At 69.5% G+C, this 19,469-nt stretch carries 18 protein-coding genes; 10 read left to right on the top strand and 8 right to left on the bottom strand.

Annotated features, from left to right (window positions below):
• The first annotated feature begins 10 nt into the window (after positions 1-10).
• Both NV2_RS09690 and NV2_RS09685 read left to right on the top strand, forming a co-directional pair.
• Entirely contained in the window at positions 11-1,378 is a 1,368-nt protein-coding gene (locus NV2_RS09690; RefSeq protein WP_067871240.1) for a M1 family metallopeptidase, read from the top strand.
• Positions 1,371-1,700, top strand: coding sequence for a hypothetical protein (locus tag NV2_RS09685; RefSeq protein WP_157102828.1), 330 nt, complete (start codon positions 1,371-1,373; stop codon positions 1,698-1,700). Before NV2_RS09690 ends, NV2_RS09685 begins: the two co-directional genes overlap by 8 nt.
• Positions 1,701-1,932: 232 nt before the next feature.
• On the opposite strand, the gene NV2_RS09680 is transcribed toward NV2_RS09685, so the two are convergent.
• Positions 1,933-4,911 (bottom strand): type II toxin-antitoxin system Rv0910 family toxin, encoded by a 2,979-nt coding sequence (locus NV2_RS09680; RefSeq protein WP_067871238.1) that lies wholly within the window; start codon positions 4,909-4,911, stop codon positions 1,933-1,935.
• A 394-nt stretch (positions 4,912-5,305) separates the two neighbouring features.
• On the opposite strand from NV2_RS09680, the gene NV2_RS09675 reads away from it, so the two are divergent.
• On the top strand, positions 5,306-5,617 hold the full coding sequence (locus NV2_RS09675; protein ID WP_210749343.1) for a hypothetical protein: 312 nt from the start codon (positions 5,306-5,308) through the stop codon (positions 5,615-5,617).
• Between the two features lie 125 nt (positions 5,618-5,742).
• Here NV2_RS09675 and mshC read toward each other — a convergent pair whose 3' ends face one another.
• The 4 genes from mshC to NV2_RS09655 form a co-directional block, all read right to left on the bottom strand.
• Positions 5,743-6,981 (bottom strand): cysteine--1-D-myo-inosityl 2-amino-2-deoxy-alpha-D-glucopyranoside ligase, encoded by a 1,239-nt coding sequence (gene mshC, locus NV2_RS09670; protein WP_067871237.1) that lies wholly within the window; start codon positions 6,979-6,981, stop codon positions 5,743-5,745.
• 166 nt (positions 6,982-7,147) lie between these two features.
• Positions 7,148-7,978: an SCO1664 family protein gene (locus tag NV2_RS09665; protein WP_067871236.1), complete on the bottom strand. Its 831-nt coding sequence runs from the start codon at positions 7,976-7,978 to the stop codon at positions 7,148-7,150.
• Positions 7,979-7,984: 6 nt separating this feature from the next.
• Positions 7,985-8,569, bottom strand: coding sequence for a DUF3090 domain-containing protein (locus tag NV2_RS09660; protein WP_067871235.1), 585 nt, complete (start codon positions 8,567-8,569; stop codon positions 7,985-7,987).
• A gap of 24 nt (positions 8,570-8,593) precedes the next feature.
• Positions 8,594-9,343, bottom strand: a complete 750-nt coding sequence (locus NV2_RS09655; RefSeq protein WP_067871234.1) for a histidine phosphatase family protein — start codon at positions 9,341-9,343, stop codon at positions 8,594-8,596.
• 272 nt (positions 9,344-9,615) lie between these two features.
• Here NV2_RS09655 and NV2_RS09650 point away from each other — a divergent pair, with 272 nt between their 5' ends.
• The 4 genes from NV2_RS09650 (at position 9,616) to NV2_RS09635 (ending at position 13,886) form a co-directional block, all read left to right on the top strand.
• Positions 9,616-10,578, top strand: a complete 963-nt coding sequence (locus tag NV2_RS09650) for an aldo/keto reductase (RefSeq protein WP_067871233.1) — start codon at positions 9,616-9,618, stop codon at positions 10,576-10,578.
• A gap of 157 nt (positions 10,579-10,735) precedes the next feature.
• On the top strand, positions 10,736-11,743 hold the full coding sequence (locus NV2_RS09645; protein ID WP_067871232.1) for a heme/hemin ABC transporter substrate-binding protein: 1,008 nt from the start codon (positions 10,736-10,738) through the stop codon (positions 11,741-11,743).
• A complete protein-coding gene (locus tag NV2_RS09640) occupies positions 11,740-12,969 on the top strand; it encodes a FecCD family ABC transporter permease (RefSeq protein WP_245662530.1) in 1,230 nt (409 codons plus the stop codon). Before NV2_RS09645 ends, NV2_RS09640 begins: the two co-directional genes overlap by 4 nt.
• Entirely contained in the window at positions 12,966-13,886 is a 921-nt protein-coding gene (locus NV2_RS09635) for a heme ABC transporter ATP-binding protein (RefSeq protein ID WP_084474260.1), read from the top strand. The genes NV2_RS09640 and NV2_RS09635 overlap by 4 nt, the downstream gene beginning before the upstream one ends.
• Positions 13,887-13,919: 33 nt before the next feature.
• Here NV2_RS09635 and NV2_RS09630 read toward each other — a convergent pair whose 3' ends face one another.
• From NV2_RS09630 to NV2_RS09620, 3 genes are read right to left on the bottom strand one after another with little or no spacing between them, the layout of a single operon-like run.
• The gene (locus NV2_RS09630) at positions 13,920-16,013 is read right to left on the bottom strand and encodes an MMPL family transporter (RefSeq protein ID WP_067871401.1); all 2,094 of its coding nucleotides are present in this window, start codon (positions 16,011-16,013) and stop codon (positions 13,920-13,922) included.
• Positions 16,014-16,021: 8 nt separating this feature from the next.
• Positions 16,022-16,555 carry a WKL family lipoprotein gene (locus NV2_RS09625; RefSeq protein WP_067871231.1) on the bottom strand — a complete coding sequence of 178 codons (534 nt, stop codon included), beginning with the start codon at positions 16,553-16,555 and terminating at the stop codon, positions 16,022-16,024.
• 56 nt (positions 16,556-16,611) lie between these two features.
• Complete coding sequence (locus NV2_RS09620; RefSeq protein ID WP_067871400.1) at positions 16,612-16,962, bottom strand: hypothetical protein; 351 nt, start codon at positions 16,960-16,962, stop codon at positions 16,612-16,614.
• 154 nt (positions 16,963-17,116) lie between these two features.
• Here NV2_RS09620 and NV2_RS09615 point away from each other — a divergent pair, with 154 nt between their 5' ends.
• The 3 genes from NV2_RS09615 to NV2_RS09605 form a co-directional block, all read left to right on the top strand.
• Positions 17,117-18,142 carry a YncE family protein gene (locus NV2_RS09615; RefSeq protein ID WP_067871230.1) on the top strand — a complete coding sequence of 342 codons (1,026 nt, stop codon included), beginning with the start codon at positions 17,117-17,119 and terminating at the stop codon, positions 18,140-18,142.
• Positions 18,142-18,390 (top strand): DUF5703 family protein, encoded by a 249-nt coding sequence (locus NV2_RS09610; protein WP_067871229.1) that lies wholly within the window; start codon positions 18,142-18,144, stop codon positions 18,388-18,390. The genes NV2_RS09615 and NV2_RS09610 overlap by 1 nt, the downstream gene beginning before the upstream one ends.
• A 3-nt stretch (positions 18,391-18,393) precedes the next feature.
• Positions 18,394-19,469 (top strand): quinone-dependent dihydroorotate dehydrogenase (locus NV2_RS09605; protein ID WP_067871228.1); only part of this gene is annotated, 1,076 nt, incomplete at its 3' end.

Here is a 19,469-nt window from a genome sequence, read left to right as displayed (position 1 = left end):
GTGAGCCGCGGTGAAGCTGGGTAGAGGTGGCGGTGTCACGCCGATCGACGAGTATCTGCCGCAGAACGGCAACCGCGGCTATCGGGTGTCACGCTACGAGCTGGAACTGGTGTACAAGGTTGCCTCCAACCGGTTGACGGGACGGGCGACGGTGACCGCGGTGGCGACCGCGGTGCAGCCGCGGTTCGCCCTGGACCTGTCGTCGTCGCTGTCGGTGGCGAAGGTGTTCGTCAACGGTGCGAAACCGGCCAAATACACGCATGCGCGGGGGAAGTTGACGGTGGCTCCGGCGCGGCAGGTTCCGGTGGGGGCGGCGCTGTCGATCGTGGTGCACTACGGCGGGGCGCCGAAACCGGTGCGCGGCCCGTGGGGTGAGGTGGGGTGGGAAGAACTCACCGACGGCGTGCTGGTCGCGAGTCAACCCAACGGGGCGGCGTCCTGGTTTCCGTGCGACGATCATCCCAGCTCCAAAGCGAGCTACCGGATCTCGATCACCACCGATTCGCCCTATCACGCGCTGGCGAACGGGGTGCTGGTCGATCGCAGCACCAAAGCCAGTCACAGCACGTGGGTCTACGAGCAGTCCGAGCCGATGGCGAGCTATCTGGCGACGATCCAGATCGGGCCCTACCGTGCGCACCGCATCGAGGCCGGACGGGCGAAGGTGCCGATGACGGCGGTGCTGCCGGCGCGGCTACGGTCCCGCTTCGACCACGATTTCGCGCGGCAGCCGGAAATGATGGCACAGTTCCAGCGGTGTTTCGGGCCGTATCCGTTTGCGGGATACACGGTGGTGGTCACCGATGACGAGCTCGAAATCCCCATCGAGGCACAGGGGATGTCGATTTTCGGTGCCAATCACTGCGACGGGCAGCGCGGCGCGGAACGGCTCGTCGCGCACGAGTTGGCGCATCAGTGGTTCGGCAACAGTGTGACCGTGCGGCAGTGGCGCGACATCTGGTTGCACGAAGGATTCGCCTGTTACGCCGAATGGATCTGGTCGCAGGCATCGGGTGGGCCCGGCACCGACGAGCAGGCGCGCGCCGCGTACACGAATCTGGCTGCGGCGCCGCGCGATATCGTCGTCGGTGATCCGGGGCCGGCCTCGATGTTCGACGATCGGGTGTACAAACGCGGCGCGCTGACCTTGCACGCGCTGCGGTTGCGTCTGGGTGAGGACGCGTTCTTCGCCCTGTTGCGGGACTGGACCTCCCGGCACCGGCACGGCAGTGTCCGCACCGAGGATTTCACCGATCTGGCCGGTCACTACAGTGCGGATTCGCTGCGTGAGCTGTGGGACGAGTGGCTGTATCGCACGGAGTTGCCGCAGCTCGCCGCGCCCGGCGGGGCCGGTGCTCGAGGAGCCCGCGATGAGTGAACAGGCGGGTGGGGAGCCCGCGCCGGTGGATATGTCTCGGGTGCGTGAGGTTCTCGCGCAGGTGCTGGCGATCGTGCGCTCCGCGCCGCAGGATGTGACCTGGCAGTCACGCTACCGCGACGACGACGAACTGGTCGCCGACCTGATCGACCACCTCGAGCGGGCCACGAGCGGGGACACCTCCCGCCTCGGTGAGCTGAAGCTGCTGTTCGCTCCCACCGGCGCACTGTGCGAGATCGCGATCAGCAGCGGTTGGTCGCAGGAGTATGCGGAGCTGGGCAACCGGCTCGACCGGCTCCTGGATCGACCATCGAGCCGATGACGTCACCGCACGCCGCAGCGGTGATCCGCGCCCGCCGCCGCTGAGCCCGGACAGCGTGGGCCCGTTCGCGCGGGACGACGGTCCACGTGCGACCGGTGGCCCTGTGAGACCGCCGCGTGGGCCGAGCTACGCCTGGCGCTGCTACCGCCGCGCTTCCCCGGCGCCGGCCGCCCGCCGACTTGGTCGCGGCGGGCGGGACAGCTCAACGCTGCGTCCCCGGACGGTGTCGGTGTCAGCGTCCCTTCCAGATCGGTGCGCGTTTCTGGGTGAACGCGAGCACTCCTTCCCCGGCGTCCTCGGAGGCCAGGGCGGTACCGGCGACCTCGAGCTGGCGGGTGAACGCGATATCGGTCGGCCAGTCCGGGGACTCGTCGATGATGCGTTTGCTCGCGGCCAGGCTCAACGGTGCGTTGCAGGAGATCCGCTGGGCCAGCTCCAGGGCGGCGTCGAGCGCATTACCGGTCTCGGTGACCTCGTTGACCAGACCGAGGGCGGCGGCGCGGTCGGCACTGATCGGGTCACCGGTCAGCGCCAGTTCCATCGCCACCGCACGTGGCAGGCGCTGCGCCAGGCGCAGCACCCCGCCGCCGACCGCGACCAGGCCACGTTTGACCTCCGGTATGCCGAAGGTCGAATCCCCGGCGGCGACCACCAGATCCGCCGACAGCGCCAATTCGCAGCCGCCGGCCAGGGCCGGACCCTCGACCGCGGCGATCAACGGTTTGGTCGGTGGTGTCGCGGTGATACCGAGCGGGCCTCGTTTCTCGGTGATCGGAGTTTCGCCGCGTGCGGCGGCCTTGAGGTCCATTCCGGCGCAGAAGTATCCGCCGGCACCGGTGATGATCGCGACCTGCGCGGTGGGATCGGCCTCGTAGGCGTCCAGCGCCCGTTCCAGCGCCAGCGCGGCGGCCATGTTCATCGCGTTGCGCACCTGCGGCCGGTTCAGAGTGATGACGGTGACCGCGCCGCGGCGCTCCACCAGGACCGGTGGTGCGGGCGGGGCGGGCAGCGGAGCCCGTTCGCGTGCGTCGATGCGGAAGCTGTCGCCGGACACGGTGACCGGCAGACCCAGCAGATCGTCGTCCAGGAGTTCCGTGATCAGGTCGGTGTCGGTGCTGCGCAGCAGGATTCGTGCGCCTGCGGGTTCGATCAGGCTCACGATCGCGGCGTCGGGTTGTCCGTCGCGGGTGTAGGAGACGGTGTAGGCCTCCACCACGGCGGGGCCGTCGTGGTGTGACCGTGCGGGGCGCGCCGGTGGGTTGTCGATGATCGGGCGCAGATGCTGGTAGGGGCGTGCCGGTGGCAGGGAGGAATACACGCCGAGAGCGTGTTTGGTGACGTACCAGCCCAGCGAGCTGGCCAGGCCGTAGGTGCCGGGCTCCGCGCGCAGCCGCTGCACCATCGTCGCGACCGCGTGGCCGCCGTAATTGTTGCCGGGGCCGCCGCCGAAGGTCAGCCCGCCGGTGAGGGTCAGGGGGCGGGCGGGGTCGTCGGCGGCCAGGCCGAGTTCGCGGGCCGCGATCTGCACCGCCACCGGGAAGCATGCGTAGAGGTCGACGTGGGTCAGTGCCTCGGCACCGATACCGGTGTGGTCGAGTACCGCCCGGCCGAGGGTCGCGATCGCCGGGGAGGCGGCCAATTCGGCGCGTTCACTGGTGAACCACTCGTCGTGTCCGGAGGCGCCGGCATGGATGAAGATCCACTTGTCCTGCGCGATTCCGGCGTCCTGCGCGGCGGCGGCGCTGCACACGATCAGGCCGCTGGCCATGTCGACGGTCAGATTGGCGCATTCGAGTTTGGTGTAGGGCGCCGACACCATCCGGTTGTCGGCGGTGGCGGTGGCGATCGTGTCGGCGGGAAGTTCCTCGGGCTGCCAGGCGTATTCGTTGCCCGCGGCCACCGCCGAGAACCGGGACCACAGCGCCGCGACCGCGGCGGCGTGGTCGGCGGGCCCGCGACCCAGCCGGTGCCGGTTCGCCGACTCCAGCAGCGCGTACATGTTGATCGGGGCGAGCAGCCCAGCACTGGTTTCGGCCTGATTGTTGGCCGGTTTGTCGATGCCGATCGAGCGCGTGGGGGCGACATCGGGGGCCTGCTGCGGCCAGGCCGGTTCGACGCCGGCGCGCTGGGCCGCGGCCTGGGTGTTGCCCGCTTCCGCGCCGGTGACCAGCACCATGTCGTAATCGCCGGCGGCTACCGCGGCCGCGGCCTCGTTGACCACCAGCTGTCCGCCGTCTCCGCCGAACGGGCTCGTCTGCGCGGTGTCGGCGCCGCTCACGCCGAGACGGTCGGCGACCAGGGCACCCATGTCGCGGTACTGCCAGGACGCGGAGGCCACCGCGAACACGGCGTCGGCGCGGCCCAGCAGCTGCTCCCCTGCCCCGGTGTCGGCGGCGGCGCGGCGCAATGCCGTCACCGCGAGGGCGGCCGGATCACCGTAGCCGGGGTCGGGGGTGCGCTGGGTGACCTGCCCGGCGCCGACCAGTACCGGGGTGCGCGGATCGATCTCGGTGCCGGTGGCGGTGTGCAGGATCGGTGCTGCCGGGCGGCGTTTCACCGGGCCGGCGGCGGCGAGCACGTCGGGCAGGCGGTGCAGCGACTGTTCCATCGCCTCGCCGAGGCTGCGTGACACCGAGGCGCCCAGCGGGCCCTGTACGGGTGGGCCGCCGAGTCCGGTGTCGAAGTACACCGTCGAACTGTCGCCGGATCCGGTGACCGAGAGCCAGTACCCCAGCCGTACTCCCTGCGGGCCTTCGCCGCGCAATGCGAAGCCGGTGTCGTCGGCGTGCACCACGGTCCAGTGCAATTCGGCGGGGATTCCCATCACCAGGGCCTGCTGGGTGAAGGTCAGGCCTGCCCGTGCCATGCCGGGGGCTTCGCCGCGCCACCCGGTGTGGGAGGTGAACCACTGCGGCAGATTGCTCAGATCGCTCAGGTAGGCGGCGACGGTGGCGGGGTCGGCGGCGAGGGTGTGGTGGGCGTGGGCGGTTTTGGGGTATTCGCTCAGGCCGGCGGGTGTGGTGTAGCTGTCGCCGTGCGCGGAGACGGGCTGCGGTTCGGCGGTGCCTGCCTGTGCACCGCGTCCGGTGAGGCCGGCGATCAGGTCTCGTGCGATGCGTGGATCCTGGCGTACCGCCTGCACCAGTGCGTTACCGGCGGCGAGCTTGCTGCGAACGGCGCGAATCCGATCCGAACCCGATGATGGCGACACTCGACAACCTCTCTGTTGACTCCGGGACAATTAATCACCAATCGTCTCGGGCGGTCAAAGAAGTGTGATTCGTGTTACTCGCCGGGCGGCAGGGTCGGGAGTGAGGACGAACCTTTCGGTTCGATGCGCGGCAGTCGATGCATCCCGGCACCCTGTGCCGCCGCGCATCGCGGCACCGGATGTAGCTGCGCATCGCGAGTAACGGGTCTCGCTGTGCGACTCGGCGCCCCGACAGTCCTGCCGCATCCGGAACGTGGGGCAGCGTCAGGCCGTGCTTCTCGGAGCCGGATGGGGCCGGCTACCGGCGCGGTGAACAATGGGCGATGCGGCCGGGACGAGATATCGGTCCGGGCGCATCCCGATTCGGGTTGATATGTGTGGGAGGTTTCTGATCATGGCCGGAATTTCTTCGGTTCCGACGTCGGCGCTGGTCGCCGGTGGACTGTTCGGCGGATTCGCGCTGGCACAAGCCACCGGACAGCGGCCACTCGGTGGCGCGATCTTCGCCGCCGCCACCGCCGCGTCGGTACCGCGGTGGCGGGCAGCGGCGGGTGTGCCCGGTGCCGCGGCGCTGGCCGGGCTGTCGGTCGCTGCGATGGGTGCTTCCCATCCGCTGGCCAAGAAGATCGGGGCGTGGCCGTCGGTAGCGGCGGTCTCCGGTGTCGTCGCCGTCGCCGCCTGGGCGGTCGCCGACCGGCGTAGCTGACGGCCTGTCCGGACCGCGTTCGTCGCGAGCCGGACCAGCAACGGGGCCGGGACCCGCACGGTGTACGCGGGTCCCGGCCCCGTTTGCTCACGAGCCCGACGTGGCGTTCGAGGTCTGGCGCGCGATCAGAGTGCGATACCCAGCAGTGCGTCCACCGCGCGCCCGATCAGTCCAGGAGCCGAACGGTCCGGACCACCGTAGGTGAGGGCCTGCTGCACCCAGCTGTCGACTGCGGCGAGGGCCTTCGGAGTGTCCAGGTCGTCGGCCAGGTGCTGCCGCAACCGTGCCACGGTGTCCTCGGCCGCGGGCCCCGATGCCAGTGCCGCGGCCTGCCGCCATCGCGCCAGCCGGGTCAGCGCCTCGTCCAGCACCGGATCCGACCACTGCCGGTCGCTGCGATAGTGCCCGGCGAACAGCCCCAGCCGGATTGCGCCCGGGTCCACGCCCGCACGCCGCAGCTTCGACACGAACACCAGATTGCCGCGAGACTTGGACATCTTCTCGCCGTCCAGGCCGATCAGCCCGGCATGGACGTAGTGGCGGGCGAAACGGCGATGCGAGACCACCGCCTCGGCGTGCGCGGCCGAATACTCGTGATGCGGGTAGATCAGATCGCTGCCGCCGCCCTGGATGTCGAACTCCGGGCCCAGCCGGTTCAACGCGATCGCGGCACACTCGATATGCCAGCCCGGGCGGCCCTCACCGAACGGCGCCTGCCACGTCGGCTCCCCCGGGCGCGCCGCACGCCACAGCAGCGCATCGATCGGATCCCGCTTGCCGGGCCGTTCGGGGTCCCCGCCACGTTCGGCGAACAACCGCTCCATCGTGGCCCGGTCGTAGCCCGATTCGTAGCCGAACTGCTCGGTCGCGTCGTGGCGGAAGTAGATGTCGCGGAACTCGTCGTCGTCGACGACATAGGCGGCACCGGAGGCGAGGAGCTTGTCCACCAGTTCCACTACCTCGCCGACCGATTCGATCGCGCCGATGTAGTCCCGCGGCGGCAGCACCCGCAGCGCCGCCATATCCTCACGGAACAACTCGATCTCGCCGGTGCCCAGCTCCCGCCAGTCCACACCATCGCGTTCGGCCCGCTCGAACAGCGGATCGTCGACATCGGTGATGTTCTGCACGTAGTGCACGTCGTGCCCGCTGTCGCGCAGCAACCGGTTGACCAGGTCGAAGGCCAGATAGGTGGCCGCGTGGCCCAGATGGGTGGCGTCGTAGGGGGTGATCCCGCAGACGTACATGGTGGCCGTCGCGCCGGGCGTCACCGGGCGCACCTGCCGGTCGGCGGTATCGAACAACCGCAACGGCGGTCCGGATCCGGCGACGGTGGGAAGGGAGATTTCGGACCAGGACTGCATGATTCGAGGGTAAGGGTGCGCACCGTCCTCGTGGGCGCCGACCCCGGTCAGCGACCTCCCGGCCATGTGGCGGGCACCGTATTCGACCTCGACACGGACAGCGACGGCGCCGATGTCAACCGTTGAGCGCTCGCGGCATCGAATTCCGGTACGAAACGTGATCGATTCAGAAGGCCGGCCACGGGATCGGCCGCGAGCTCATCGGATGCGGCAACAACGGATCCTCGAGCAACTCCCGGGCGCGCTCGTCGAGTGCCTCGATCTCGGCGTCGGTGATGTGTTCGGCCAGTGCGGTGCCCACCGGACCCCGCAATCGTTCGGTGAAGGAGGTGATATCGGCGATCAGTTCGGTGTCGACCGGTTCACCGGCCCACCCCCACAGCACGGTGCGCAATTTCGGTTCGGTGTGCAGGCAGATCCCGTGATCGACCCCGTACACGCCGCCGTCGACACCTTCGAGGGCGTGGCCGCCCTTGCGGTCGGCATTGTTGATCAGCACGTCCAGCACTGCCATCCGGCGCAATCGCGCATCGTCGGCGTGGATCAGCGAGACCCGTGCGCCGGTGCCGTCGACCGCCTGCAGCACTTCACGGAAATCGCTGGGCACCTCGCCCGCGGGCACCAGATCCACCAGATCCGGTCGCGGCGGCTGCGCCTCGCCCGGATCGACGGTATCGATCCAGCGCTGCACCATGCCGGGCCCCAGCGGGCCCTCCCGCAGGATCGTTTCCGGAATCACCGACCAGCCCAGCGCCGCGGACACCAGGTAGGAGGCCACCTCACGTCCGGCCAGGGTGCCGTCCGGGAAATCCCACAGCGGCCGCTCCCCGCGCACCGGCTTGTACACCACGCGTAGTGGCTGCTCCGCGTCGGATTCGACCTCGCACACCAGGGTCAGATTGCTGGCAGTGGTGACCCGTCCGATGATCGTCAGATCGCCGGTGTGCAGGCCGTCGCGGGCCGCGCCCTCGTTCGCGGCCGCCGCGCGTATGGTCACCGGTGCTCATTCCTCCAGATCTGTGGCGCCGAAGATGTCGCCGCGTTTGTAGCCGTTGGTGCGCACGCACATGTGACCGCTCGGTGAGAGCGGTTCCCCGCACAGCGGGCACGGTGGGCGCCCGGCGGCGATCACCTTCGTCGAGCGCAGCGCGAATTCGCGGGCCTGTTCGGGAGTGAGGAACACCCGCACCGCGTCGGGGCCCTCCTCGGTGTCGTCGAGAACCACCGACTCGTCGACCTCGGTTTCGGTGATGGCCAGCAATTCCACCACCACCGCGTTGGCGTCGGCGTCCCAGCCCAAACCCATTGTGCCGACCCGGAACTCGGTGTCGATCGGCATCTGCAGCGGGTCGATGTCGGAGACGTCGTCCGCCTCCGGTGGCACACTCGCGCCGAACCGCCGCGCCACTTCGTCGAGTAACAGCCCCATCCGGTCGGCGAGCACCTTCACCTGCTGCTTCTCCAGCAGCACACTCACCACCCGGGGTTCTTCGACGGCCTGCAGATAGAAGGCGCGATCCCCTGGTTCACCGACGGTTCCGGCGACGAAACGGTCGGGGGTGCGAAACACATGGATTGCTCGGGCCATCTGCACCTCCTGAAACCGACTGCATCACTTGTTGCGCTCGTTCCCCGTATCGGGGGGATCCGCAATATTCCCATTATCCGCCTCCGCGGCGGCGCCCACCTCACCGCCGGGGACGGGACCGGCCCGCTGCTCGGACGGTTGCCGCGGCGCTGCCAGCGCCGACAGGTCCGATCCGGTGTCGTTGACCCGCCACACCGACGGCCCCGTAGGCGTGTAGCGGACGATACTGAGCGAGGCAGGCTCGACGACGATGCGCTGAAAGCCGTCGAGATGGATACCGAACGCGTCGGCCAGCAGGGACTTGATCACATCACCGTGGCTGCACGCCACCCACAGCACATCGCGGTCGTGGCGGCGGGCCAGCTCGGTGTCTATGGCGCGGACCGCGGCCACCGCCCGGTACTGCACCTGGGCCAGACCCTCACCACCGGGAAACACCGCACCGGAGGCGTGCTGTTGCACCACCTTCCACAGCGGTTCGTTCACCAGCTCCGACAGCAGCCGACCGGTCCAGTCGCCGTAGTCGACCTCGAGCAGGCGCTCGTCGGGTTCGGCATCGAGGCCGAGCTTGCCGGCCAGCGGTGCGACCGTGCGCGCGCACCGCAGCAACGGCGAATGGGTGATGTACTCGATCGGCAACGGCGCCAGGCGTTCTGCGACCGCCAGCGCCTGCTCGCCACCGCGCTCGGTGAGGTCGACGCCCGGGCTGCGCCCGGCCAGCGTGCGCGCGGTGTTGGAGGTCGACACCCCGTGCCGCAGCAGGATCACCGTCATGGCGTCCACAGTAGGCGATCGGGCCGCCACGGCCCGGCCGGTCGCCGGATCACCGCTTCCCGCAGTGCTGGAGAGCGGTCGAGAGTGGGTGTTGTACAGCGGGTTTCGCTGTGCGCGGAATCGGCCCGCGGTCGGGCTCCGCAGTCGTGCACGGGCCGGCTCACACTGTGGTGCGGCTCGCATCTCGCGGCGGTTCGGGTGCGGTATACCTCTGTCGCGTCCGGTGGGGCTCTAGGCTCTGACACTGTGACGAGAGCTGCGGGGGTCCGGTGATGGAACAGCGAGCGGTCGGGCGCAGCGGCCTGCGCGTATCGCGAATGGGTCTGGCCACCCACACCTGGGGCCGGGAAACCGATTCCGAGGATGCGGCGGCCCAGCTGGTCGCCTTCATCGAGACCGGAGGCACCCTGGTCGACACCTCACCGGCCTATCAGGGGGGTGGTGCGCAGCGCATTCTCGGCGAACTGATCGGTGAACTGATCCCCCGCGACGACCTGGTGATCAGCGGTTGCGCCGGGCTCGTGTCGGTGGCCGGGGTCGTCGATCCCGACGGTGAACCTCCCACCGGGATCCACTGGAGCGTGGATACCTCCCGGCGCACCCTGCTGCGTCAGCTCGACCGCTCCCTCACCGACCTGAACACCGATCACCTCGACATCTGGAGCGTGGCGGCCTGGGATCCCTACACCCCGGTCGACGAGGTCGCCGCTGCCGTCGAGTACGCGGTGCGCTCGGGCAAGGTGCGCTACGCGGGCGCCCGCGGCCTGAACGGGTGGCAGCTGGCGACGCTGGCTTCCGAGGTGCCGCTCGTCGCCGCCCACGCCCCGTATTCACTGCTGGCCCGCGGTAACGAGCGAGATCTGGTTCCCGCCGCCGCTCACCACGGCATCGGCATGGTCGCGGTGTCACCGCTGGCCGGTGGGATCCTCACCGGCAAGTATCGCGACGGCGTGCCGGCCGACTCCCGCGGCGCCGACGAGGCCACCGCCGCCGAGATCCGCGAACGCCTCGACGAGCACGCCACGCGCGTGGTCGACGCGGTGGTCACCGCTGCCGACGGGTTGGGCACCTCCCCGCTCGCGGTCGCCGCGGCCTGGATCCGCGACCGTCCCGGGGTGTCGTCGATGATCGTCGGTGCCCGCGACATCGGCCAGCTCACCGGGGTGCTCGCCGCGGAAACCCTGGAACTGCCGCGTGCGATCGCTGCCGCGCTCGACGACGTCAGCGGGATCTGAACGCAGCGTGCACGGTCGATACGGGCCCGCCGGTGGCAGCGCGCTCACGCAAGGACTTAGGCTTGCCTACATGAGGTGTCCCGATCGTGTCGTCCGACCGGCCCGCGCCACATCGGCGGCGCCCCCCACCGCCACGGCACGGCCGGCGAACCGCCGGATGCGTGGCCGCTGGCTGATCGCGCTGCTCGGCGCGATCGCGCTCGTCGCGACCGGCACCGCCTGCGGTGGCAATGCCGGTACCGGGTCCGGCGCCGGCCCGGCCACCGCGACCCTCGCGGATCTGGACCCGGTACCGGTCGGTCCCGCACCGACACCCGTGCTGCCGGTCACCGTGCACTCGTTCGACGGCGCCGATGTCACGGTCACCTCCGCCGACCGCATCGTGGCCGTGGACCGTTACGGCACCCTCGCGCAGACCGTGTGGGCGCTGGGCCTGGGACCGAACCTGGTCGGCCGGTCGACCTCGGCGGCGTTCCCCGCCGCCCGCGACGTCCCCAATGTCGCCGGCGGCAGCGGCAGCATCAACATCGAGGCGGTCGCGGCGCAACGGCCCACCGTGTTCCTGACCGACACCACCAGCGCCACGCCCACCATGCGCGACCAGCTGCGGGCGCTGGGGATCACGGTCGTCTACTTCGACCCGCAGCGCACCATCGACGCCGTCGGCCCCCAGATCCAGGCCGTCGCCGATGCCCTGGGCGTGCACGAGCAAGGCGTGAAACTCGCCGACCGCACGCGCACCGAAATCGATGCCGCCACCGCGTCCGTACCTGCGCATGCGCCGTTGAAGATCGCGTTCCTGTACCTCCGCAGTACCGCGATCACCATGCTCGCGGGCCCGGGTTCCGGTGCCGACTCGCTGATCGAGGCATTGGGCGGCGTCGATGCCGGAACCGCGTCCGGGCTGACCGAACCGTTCACCACCATCACCAGTGAGGCCATGATCGCGGCCGCACCCGATGTGCTGTTGCTGATGTCGGACGGCCTGAAGTCGGTCGGCGGGGTCGACGGGCTCGAGCAGGTGCCCGGTATCGCGCAGACACCTGCCGGACGCGACCATCGCATCATCGACATGTCCGACGCCGTGCTGTTCAGTTTCGGCCCGCAGACCGGCCACGTCCTGGCCGCGCTCGTCCAGGCCGTCTACGGCACCCAGCCCGCATGAGCGGACACGATCCGGCGGCGAATGGGGCATCCGGCCCGAGCGCGCAGACCGCGCACCCGGATTCTGGCACCGAATCCGGGCAGCAGCCTGCGCACGTCGGGTCGTCGCGCGGCGGTGCGGACCGTGCGACGGGTACGCAGTCCGTTGCCGCCGACACGGCGACGACGGGCGAGCCGGGCCCGCGGGTTCCGCGCTGGTCCAAGGTGACGATCGTGTTCGCCGTATCGCTGGCGCTGCTGGTCGTGCTGGCATTGCTGTCGGCGGCGCTCGGGCAGGTGCCCACCACACCACTGGAAGTCGCCGGCAGTGTGCTGCACCGCATCGGCCTGGACTGGGGACCGCTACCCCATCATCCTGCCGGTGAGGTCACCCTGTGGGAGGTGCGGTTCCCGCGGGTGATGCTGGCGATCCTGGTCGGCGCCGCCCTCGCGACCGCCGGCGCGCTGCTGCAGGGTGTGTTCGCCAATCCGCTGGCCGAACCCGGCGTCATCGGTGTCTCGGCGGGTGCGGCGGTCGGCGCCGGTGTGGTGATCGTCGTCGGAGGTGCGTTCGCGGCCGCGTGGTCGGTCGCGGCCGGGGCCTTCGTTGCCGGGCTGATCACCACGCTCGCGGTGTACCTGCTCTCGCGTTCGGGGGGACGCACCGAAACCGTGACGCTGGTGCTGACCGGTGTCGCGGTCAATGCCGTCGCCGGCGGTGTCATGTCGTTCCTGCTGTTCACCGCGTCGCCGGCGGCACGCGATCAGATCGTGTTCTGGCAGATGGGCAGCCTCAACGGTGCCACCTGGCAGGCGGTGGGCGTGGTCGCGCCGTTGACCGCGATCGGCGTGGCGGCCGCGGTGCTCCTCGCGCCGCGCCTGGATCTGCTGGCACTCGGCGAGGCCGCGGCCCGCCACCTCGGCGTCGATGTGGAACGGCTGCGCCGCAACGTCATCGTGATCGTCGCGATCCTCACCACCGCGGGTGTGGCGTTCAACGGCATCGTGCTGTTCGTCGGGTTGATCGTGCCGCATGTGGTGCGCATGCTGGTCGGGCCCGCGCACCGGGTGCTGATCCCGCTGTCGGCGATCCTCGGCGCAGTGGTACTGCTCGGCGCCGATATCGGCGCCCGCACCCTCGTCCACAACGCCGACCTGCCGCTGGGCATGCTCACGTCCCTGGTCGGCGGCCCGTTCTTCTTCTGGCTGCTGCGCCGCACCCGCGCACGATCGGGAGGCTGGGCATGAACCGCCCCACACCACCGCTGCAGCAGGCCCCCTCCGAAGGGCCCGCCCCGGCAGCGACTCCGCCCACGCGGGTGGTCGCGCCGCTGCGTGCATGGGTGCGCAGACTGCGGCCCGCACACGGTGTTCCGGCCGGCACCGAGCCCGGAGCGGTCACGTTGCGCGCACGGGGCGTCAGCGCGCAACGCGGCGGCCGGACCGTGCTGGACGCGGTCGACATCGACGTGGTCGCCGGTGAGATCCTGGCGCTGGTCGGGCCCAACGGTGCTGGCAAGTCCACCCTGCTGGCGGCGCTGTCGGGTGAGCTCGAACCCACCGGTGGCGCAGTGGAACTCGACGGACGCGCACTCACGCACTGGACACCCACCGATATGGCGCGCCGGCGCGCGGTGCTGCCCCAGAACCACACCGTCGGATTCCCGTTCACGGTGCGTGAGGTGGTCGCGATGGGCCGGTCCCCGTGGGCGCGCACGCCGCGCCAGGACGACGACGAACGGGCGATCGCGGCCGCGCTGGCCGCCACCGATATCGAATATCTGGCCGGGCGCCCGTTCCCGGCGCTGTCGGGAGGTGAACGTGCTCGCGCCGCGCTGGCGCGCGTACTGGCCCAGGACACCGAAACTCTGCTGCTCGACGAACCCACGGCCGCACTGGATCTCGGCCACCAGGAACAGGTGCTGACCTTGGCCGCCGACCGTGCGCGTGCCGGTGCGGCGGTCGTGGTGGTCCTGCACGACCTCGGGTTGGCCGCCGCCTACGCCGACCGGGTCGCGGTGCTCGAGGCGGGACGGCTGGCCGCGGTCGGCGCCCCCCGCGAGATCCTCACCACCGAACTGCTGTCGGCGGTGTACCGGCATCCGGTGGAGGTCGTCGACCACCCGGTCACCGGTGCCCAGCTGATCCTGCCCGTGCGGCGCTGACACCGGGCCCCGGCAGCGCCGGGCGGGGACGGGTCATTTCCACACCAGTTTCAGCACTGCGGGGGTGAGCAGCATCCGGATGACGGTGGCATCGAGGACCAGCGCGGCGATCATGCCGTAGGCGATGTACTTCATCAGCACCAGATCGGAGAATCCGAAGGCGCCGGTGACCACGATCAGGATCGCCGCCGCCGAGGTGATCACCCCGCCGGTGTGGGCGATGCCGTAGCGGATCGCCTCGGCCGGTGGCGCACCGTTCGCGCGGGCCTCGGTCATGCGGGACTGCAGGAAGACTTCGTAGTCGGTGGACAGCCCGAACAGCACCGTGACGATCAATACCAGTACCGCGAACATCAGCGGTCCCGGCGTGAATCCCAGCAGGCTCGCACCGTGGCCCTCCACGAAGATCCAGGTCAGGATGCCCAGTGCGGCGCCGAGACTGAGCGCACTCATCACCACCGCCTTCAACGCCAGCACGATCGAGCGGAACGCGATGTACATCAGTGCCAGCGCCGCGAATGCCAGAATCGCCGCCAGCAGTGGCAGGCCGTCGATCAGACCGTGGATGGCATCTCGTTCCAGGGCCGGCACCCCGGCGACCATCACCTGCACGCCCGGTGGTTCGGGGATGGACCGCAGCGCGGCGATTGCGGTATCGGCGTCGGATTCGTGCACCAGTCCGGTGGAGAGCACGTTGATGCCGTCGGTGGTGGGCGCGGACGCCTCGAACGGTCCGGTCAATCCCGGGGTCACATTGGCTTGGAAACGGATGTCGGACAGCTGCCCGCTGGCCGCGCCGATGACGACGAGTTTGAGTGGTTCGGTACGGAATTCAGGAAACAGGGCGTCGAACTGTTCCTGTGCGATGCGGGCCGGGTTGTCGGCGGCCAGATATTTTTCGGACAGTCCGCCGAATTCGATGTTGCGGAACGGGATCAGCAGGAACAGCAGACCGGCGACGATGGGGATGATCACTCGCGCCGGATGCCGCATCGCGAACACGGCGAGCTTGGAGAAGAATCCGCGGTCGATCTGCTCGGCGTTGCGGATACCGGCGAAGCGGTGCCAGCCCCACAGGTCGATGCGCCGGCCCACGATGCTCAGCGCGGCGGGCAATGCCGTCACCGACAGCAGTGCCGCCAGCAGTACCGAGCTGATCCCGCCGTAGGGCACCGACCGCAGCACTCCGTTGGGGTAGATGAACAGTGCCGCGAGGCTGACGGCGATGATCGCGGCGGAGAACAGTACGGTGCGTCCGGCGGTGGCGACGGTGCGGGCGGTGGCTTCCTCCACGCTGTGCCCGGCGGCGAGTTCTTCGCGGAAGCGGGTCACCGCGAACAGTCCGTAGTCGATGGCGAGCCCGAGACTGACCAGGGTCACCACGGCGCTGGCGAAGACATTGACCTCGATGTGCTCGGTCAGCAGGCGCATGATGCCCTGGCTGCCGAGGATCGTCATCCCGCCGATGAGGACCGGTAGCAGTGCCCCCACCACGCCGCCGAACACGAAGTACAGCAGGATCGCCACCACCGGTAGCGCGATCAACTCGGCGCGGTGGATGTCGTCCTGCATCCCGATATTGATGCCTTCGACCACCGGTTGCAGCCCGGCCAACTGCACGGTGGTGCCGCCCGGTCCGCGTCCGGGTCCACTCGCGCCCAGGTCGTCCTGGATGGCGAGATAGTTGTCGACGGTGGCGGTGTCGGAGCCTTGCAGGCCGATGCTGGCGAATGCGTGTGTGCGGGATTCGTCGGCGAAGCTGCCCATCATCGAACCGTCGAAATAGCTGTCGATCTTCTTGATGCGGTCCGGGTAGCGGGTGGACAGGTCCTCGAGTGCGGTGCGGACCTCGTGATTGAGCTGCGGATCGTCGAGGGTGCGTCCGGCGGGGGCGGTGTAGACGACGACCACGTCGGCGTCGGTGTCGCGCCCGAAGGTTTCGTCGGCGATCTTCGAGGCGACCACCGATTCGCTGTGCTCGTCGAACCAGCCGCCCTGGGTGAGTTGGGTGCCCAGATCGCGCCCGCAGAAACCGGATACGGCGACGAGCAGCACGAATACCGCGAACACCGGGTACCGGTAGCGGTGGACGAATCGGCCCCAGCGCAGCAGGAAGCTTTCGAGCATGCCGCTGCTCAGCCGCAGGCGGAGGTGCGGTAGTCGGCCGAACGCAGAATTCCGCACAGGTCGGTGCGCGAGATCTTCCACTTACCGTCGATATCGATGAAGTGCACGATGGTGGTGCGCACGTTCTCGCCGGTGCCGTCCTTGTCCAGGCGCATGGTGGCGGTCAGGGTGCCGTCGTGGTTGTCGAACACGGGGTCGACCACGCCGTACACCGCATGTGGATTGTCGTGTAGCGCCTTGTACATGTCGGGGATCGCGTCGGAGAATGCCGCGCCGTCCTCGATGAGGTCGGTGCGTTCGCTGTCGGGCAGCGAGGGATCCAGTGCCCGTTTGATCTGCTCGTCGAGTTGCGCGGCGGTCGGGAGCGGTGGCCGGTTCGCGTTGCTCGTCGCCGCTGCCTGCGAGGACGATGTGAGCGCGGCATAGGCCGAGGAGCGGGCCGCGGCCACCGAATCTTCGTCGGGACCGCTGTCGCAGGCGGCGATCACCAGCGCGAGCATCGTGATTCCCCCTGCACAGCACACCGTGCGTCGCAATGCCATGACATCCTCGAATGTGTCGTAAGTGAACGATGGTTCCTACAGTCTGGCACGTGGGCTCAGCGGCCCTCGATGACCGCGCCCAACCGGTCGAGCAGCGCACGCACGGTGGTGGCGCCCCGGGGGCCGGGAACCGGTGTTGCGGTGGGGACGAGGTCGCGGACCAGGGCGCGCACACTGCGGGCGTCGTCGAGGTCGATATCGGTCACCGCGGCCTCGGCGACGGCGGTGACATCGTCGGGTCCGGGCACGTCACCGGGGGTATCGGGGCGGTAGATCTCGATGGTCAGGGTGGAGCGCACGGTGCGGAAGGCGAACGGGCGCCCGTCCGCGGTGGTGCCGAAGCCGTGTGCGAACGGCCCGACGGTCACATCGTCGAGCTCGAACTCGGGTGGGGGGTCTGTTTCCAACCGGATTTCTCCCTGAGTGTGGTCTGCGACGAATGTCAACGGTAACGGGTGAGGCGCGTGCCACGCCGGAACCACCCCGGTGACCGGCCCGAGTGTCCGATCATGGTCAGATGAAGCGGTACGCATGAGTAAACGGCACGAAGGAGTTCGGAGCATGCGCGGGAACCGGACGGCAGTGTCTGCTGTACTCGCGGCAGCCAGTGCCGTAGCGCTACTCGCGGGATGCTCGTCGTCGAGCAGCGATTCCGACGCCACGCCCGCCGCCGGCGCCCCCGGGGTCGCGGCCACCGGGCCCGCCTCCGCCGCGCGACCCGCGGGAACCGTCACCGAGTTCGGCCCGATCGGCACCCTGCTCGTCGAACCCGCCACCGAGCGGGTACTGGCTCTGGATCCGTCCGGGCTGACCTTGCGCCTGGTCGGCCCCGACGGCTCGTCCGCCCCGCGCACGCTCACCCTGCCCGCTCCGGCCACCGGGCTCGTCGCCGGCAGCCCGGGCAAGGTGCTGATCCCGGCGGGCCGGGAAGTACTGCGCCTCGACATCGCCTCGGCGACCTTCGAACATATCCCGGTCGACGGGCAGGCACGGGCGGTGGCCCGGCGTTCCGACGGCACCCTGGTGGTCGGGCTCGACGGTGGCCGCGTGCAGCTCCTGGACCCGGCCGGAAAGCCGCAACGCACGGTCACGGGGTTGGGAACCGTCGACGAACTGGCGGTCGCCGGTGACGCGATCGCCGCCCTGGATCTGGGGCAGACCAAACTCACCGAACTCGACCTCGAACGCGACCGGCCCGGTCTGTCGCTGCGCGCCGGGCGCGGCACCACCCACGTGATCAGCGATCATTTCGGTCGCCTGCTGGCGACCGACACCTCCGGTGGTGCGCTGCTGGTCTACACCGTCGACCCGCTGATGCTGCGCCAGCTCTTCCCGGTCGGCGCGTCACCGTACGCGCTGGCCTACGATGAACGATCCGAGACCGTATGGCTGACCCTCAGCGGAAGCAACGAGGTGGTCGGATTCGATCTGTCGACCGGCATACCGGAAGAAGTGGGTCGCTTTCCGACGGTGCGCCAGCCCAATTCGCTGACGATCGACAGCCGTACCGGCGACATGTTCGTCGGCTCGGCGACCGGAGACGGTCTGCAGCGCATCGGTGCGGACCAGAGGAAGAGAGGTCAGTGATGCGCACCCAGCGTAGAGGGTCGCTTCCCGTGGGATGGGAGGAGACCACCGAAGAAGGAGAATACGAGTACGTGCCGCTACGACTACCCCCGGACGTGAATCGGGTCACCGCGTCGATGCGACTGTCACTGCAAGCCGAATTCGGCGGGTGGGAACTGTCGCGGGTGCGGGCCTACACCGACGGCAGCCGGCGAGTACTGTTGCGGCGGCGCAAAACCAGCTTCCCCGTCACCGACACGGGGATGTGAGGGATGTATTCCTTAGTTCTGCGGTTGATGTTCCTGGTGCCGCCCGAGCGCATCCATCATCTCGTGTTCACCGCCATCCGGATCACGACCGCTTTCCCACCGGCCCGGTGGCTGCTGCGCAAGCTCACCGTGGTCGACGATCCGGTCCTGTCGTCCACCGTGTTCGGGGTGAACTTCCCTGCGCCGCTGGGGCTGGCCGCCGGTTTCGACAAGGATGCTGCCGGAGTGAACGCCTGGGGTGCAATGGGTTTCGGATTCGCCGAAATCGGTACCGTGACCGCGCAGGCGCAGCCCGGGAATCCGGCGCCGCGGCTGTTCCGGGTGCCCGCCGATCGTGGGCTCGTCAACCGCATGGGCTTCAACAACCACGGCGCGAGTGCCGCCCGGCAGCAGCTGGCGGCACGGGATGTCGGTGGTGTTCCGATCGGCGCCAATATCGGCAAAACCAAGGTCGTTCCCGCCGAGCAGGCTGCCGCCGACTACGCCGACAGTGCCGCCAAACTGGGGCCGCTCGCGGATTTCGTCGTCGTCAACGTCAGCTCCCCCAACACGCCCGGACTGCGTGATCTGCAGGCGGTGGAATCACTGAAACCGCTGCTGCAGGCGGTGCAGAGCAGTGTCGGAGCCGGCAAACCGGTACTGGTCAAGATCGCCCCCGATCTGTCCGACGACGATATCGACGCGGTCGCCGACCTCGCGGTGGAACTGGGCCTGGCCGGCATCGTGGCCACCAACACGACCATCCGCCGCGACGGCCTGAACACCCCGCGCGCCGAGATCGACGAGATCGGCGCGGGTGGACTGTCCGGTGCACCGGTGGCCGCTCGTTCGCTCGAGGTGCTGCGCCGCCTCTACGCCCGCGTCGGCGACCGGCTGGTCCTGATCTCGGTCGGTGGTATCGAGACTGCCGATCAGGCCTACGAACGGATCCTCGCGGGCGCGTCGCTGTTGCAGGGTTACACCGGATTCATCTACGGCGGCCTGCTGTGGACCCGGCACCTGCACCGTGGCCTGGCCGCCCGACTGCGCGCCGGCGGGTACGCCACCCTCGCCGATGCGGTGGGCGCCGAACACCGCGG

The organism is Nocardia vermiculata NBRC 100427 (assembly GCF_001613265.1).
Lineage (GTDB): Bacteria > Actinomycetota > Actinomycetes > Mycobacteriales > Mycobacteriaceae > Nocardia > Nocardia vermiculata.
This window is presented reverse-complemented; position numbering and strand designations above follow the sequence as displayed.

Bases quoted from the DNA above. Each gene is read 5' to 3' on its own strand.
- NV2_RS09655 (WP_067871234.1), bottom strand. From the start codon at position 9,343: ATGACGGTGATCCTGCTGCGGCACGGGGTGTCGACCTCCAACACCGCG.
- NV2_RS09615 (WP_067871230.1), top strand. From the start codon at position 17,117: ATGCGCGGGAACCGGACGGCAGTGTCTGCTGTACTCGCGGCAGCCAGT.
- NV2_RS09685 (WP_157102828.1), top strand. From the start codon at position 1,371: ATGAGTGAACAGGCGGGTGGGGAGCCCGCGCCGGTGGATATGTCTCGG.
- NV2_RS09645 (WP_067871232.1), top strand. From the start codon at position 10,736: ATGCGTGGCCGCTGGCTGATCGCGCTGCTCGGCGCGATCGCGCTCGTC.
- mshC (WP_067871237.1), bottom strand. From the start codon at position 6,981: ATGCAGTCCTGGTCCGAAATCTCCCTTCCCACCGTCGCCGGATCCGGA.
- NV2_RS09625 (WP_067871231.1), bottom strand. From the start codon at position 16,555: ATGGCATTGCGACGCACGGTGTGCTGTGCAGGGGGAATCACGATGCTC.
- NV2_RS09660 (WP_067871235.1), bottom strand. From the start codon at position 8,569: ATGGCCCGAGCAATCCATGTGTTTCGCACCCCCGACCGTTTCGTCGCC.
- NV2_RS09675 (WP_210749343.1), top strand. From the start codon at position 5,306: ATGGCCGGAATTTCTTCGGTTCCGACGTCGGCGCTGGTCGCCGGTGGA.
- NV2_RS09640 (WP_245662530.1), top strand. From the start codon at position 11,740: ATGAGCGGACACGATCCGGCGGCGAATGGGGCATCCGGCCCGAGCGCG.
- NV2_RS09635 (WP_084474260.1), top strand. From the start codon at position 12,966: ATGAACCGCCCCACACCACCGCTGCAGCAGGCCCCCTCCGAAGGGCCC.
- NV2_RS09610 (WP_067871229.1), top strand. From the start codon at position 18,142: ATGCGCACCCAGCGTAGAGGGTCGCTTCCCGTGGGATGGGAGGAGACC.
- NV2_RS09650 (WP_067871233.1), top strand. From the start codon at position 9,616: ATGGAACAGCGAGCGGTCGGGCGCAGCGGCCTGCGCGTATCGCGAATG.
- NV2_RS09630 (WP_067871401.1), bottom strand. From the start codon at position 16,013: ATGCTCGAAAGCTTCCTGCTGCGCTGGGGCCGATTCGTCCACCGCTAC.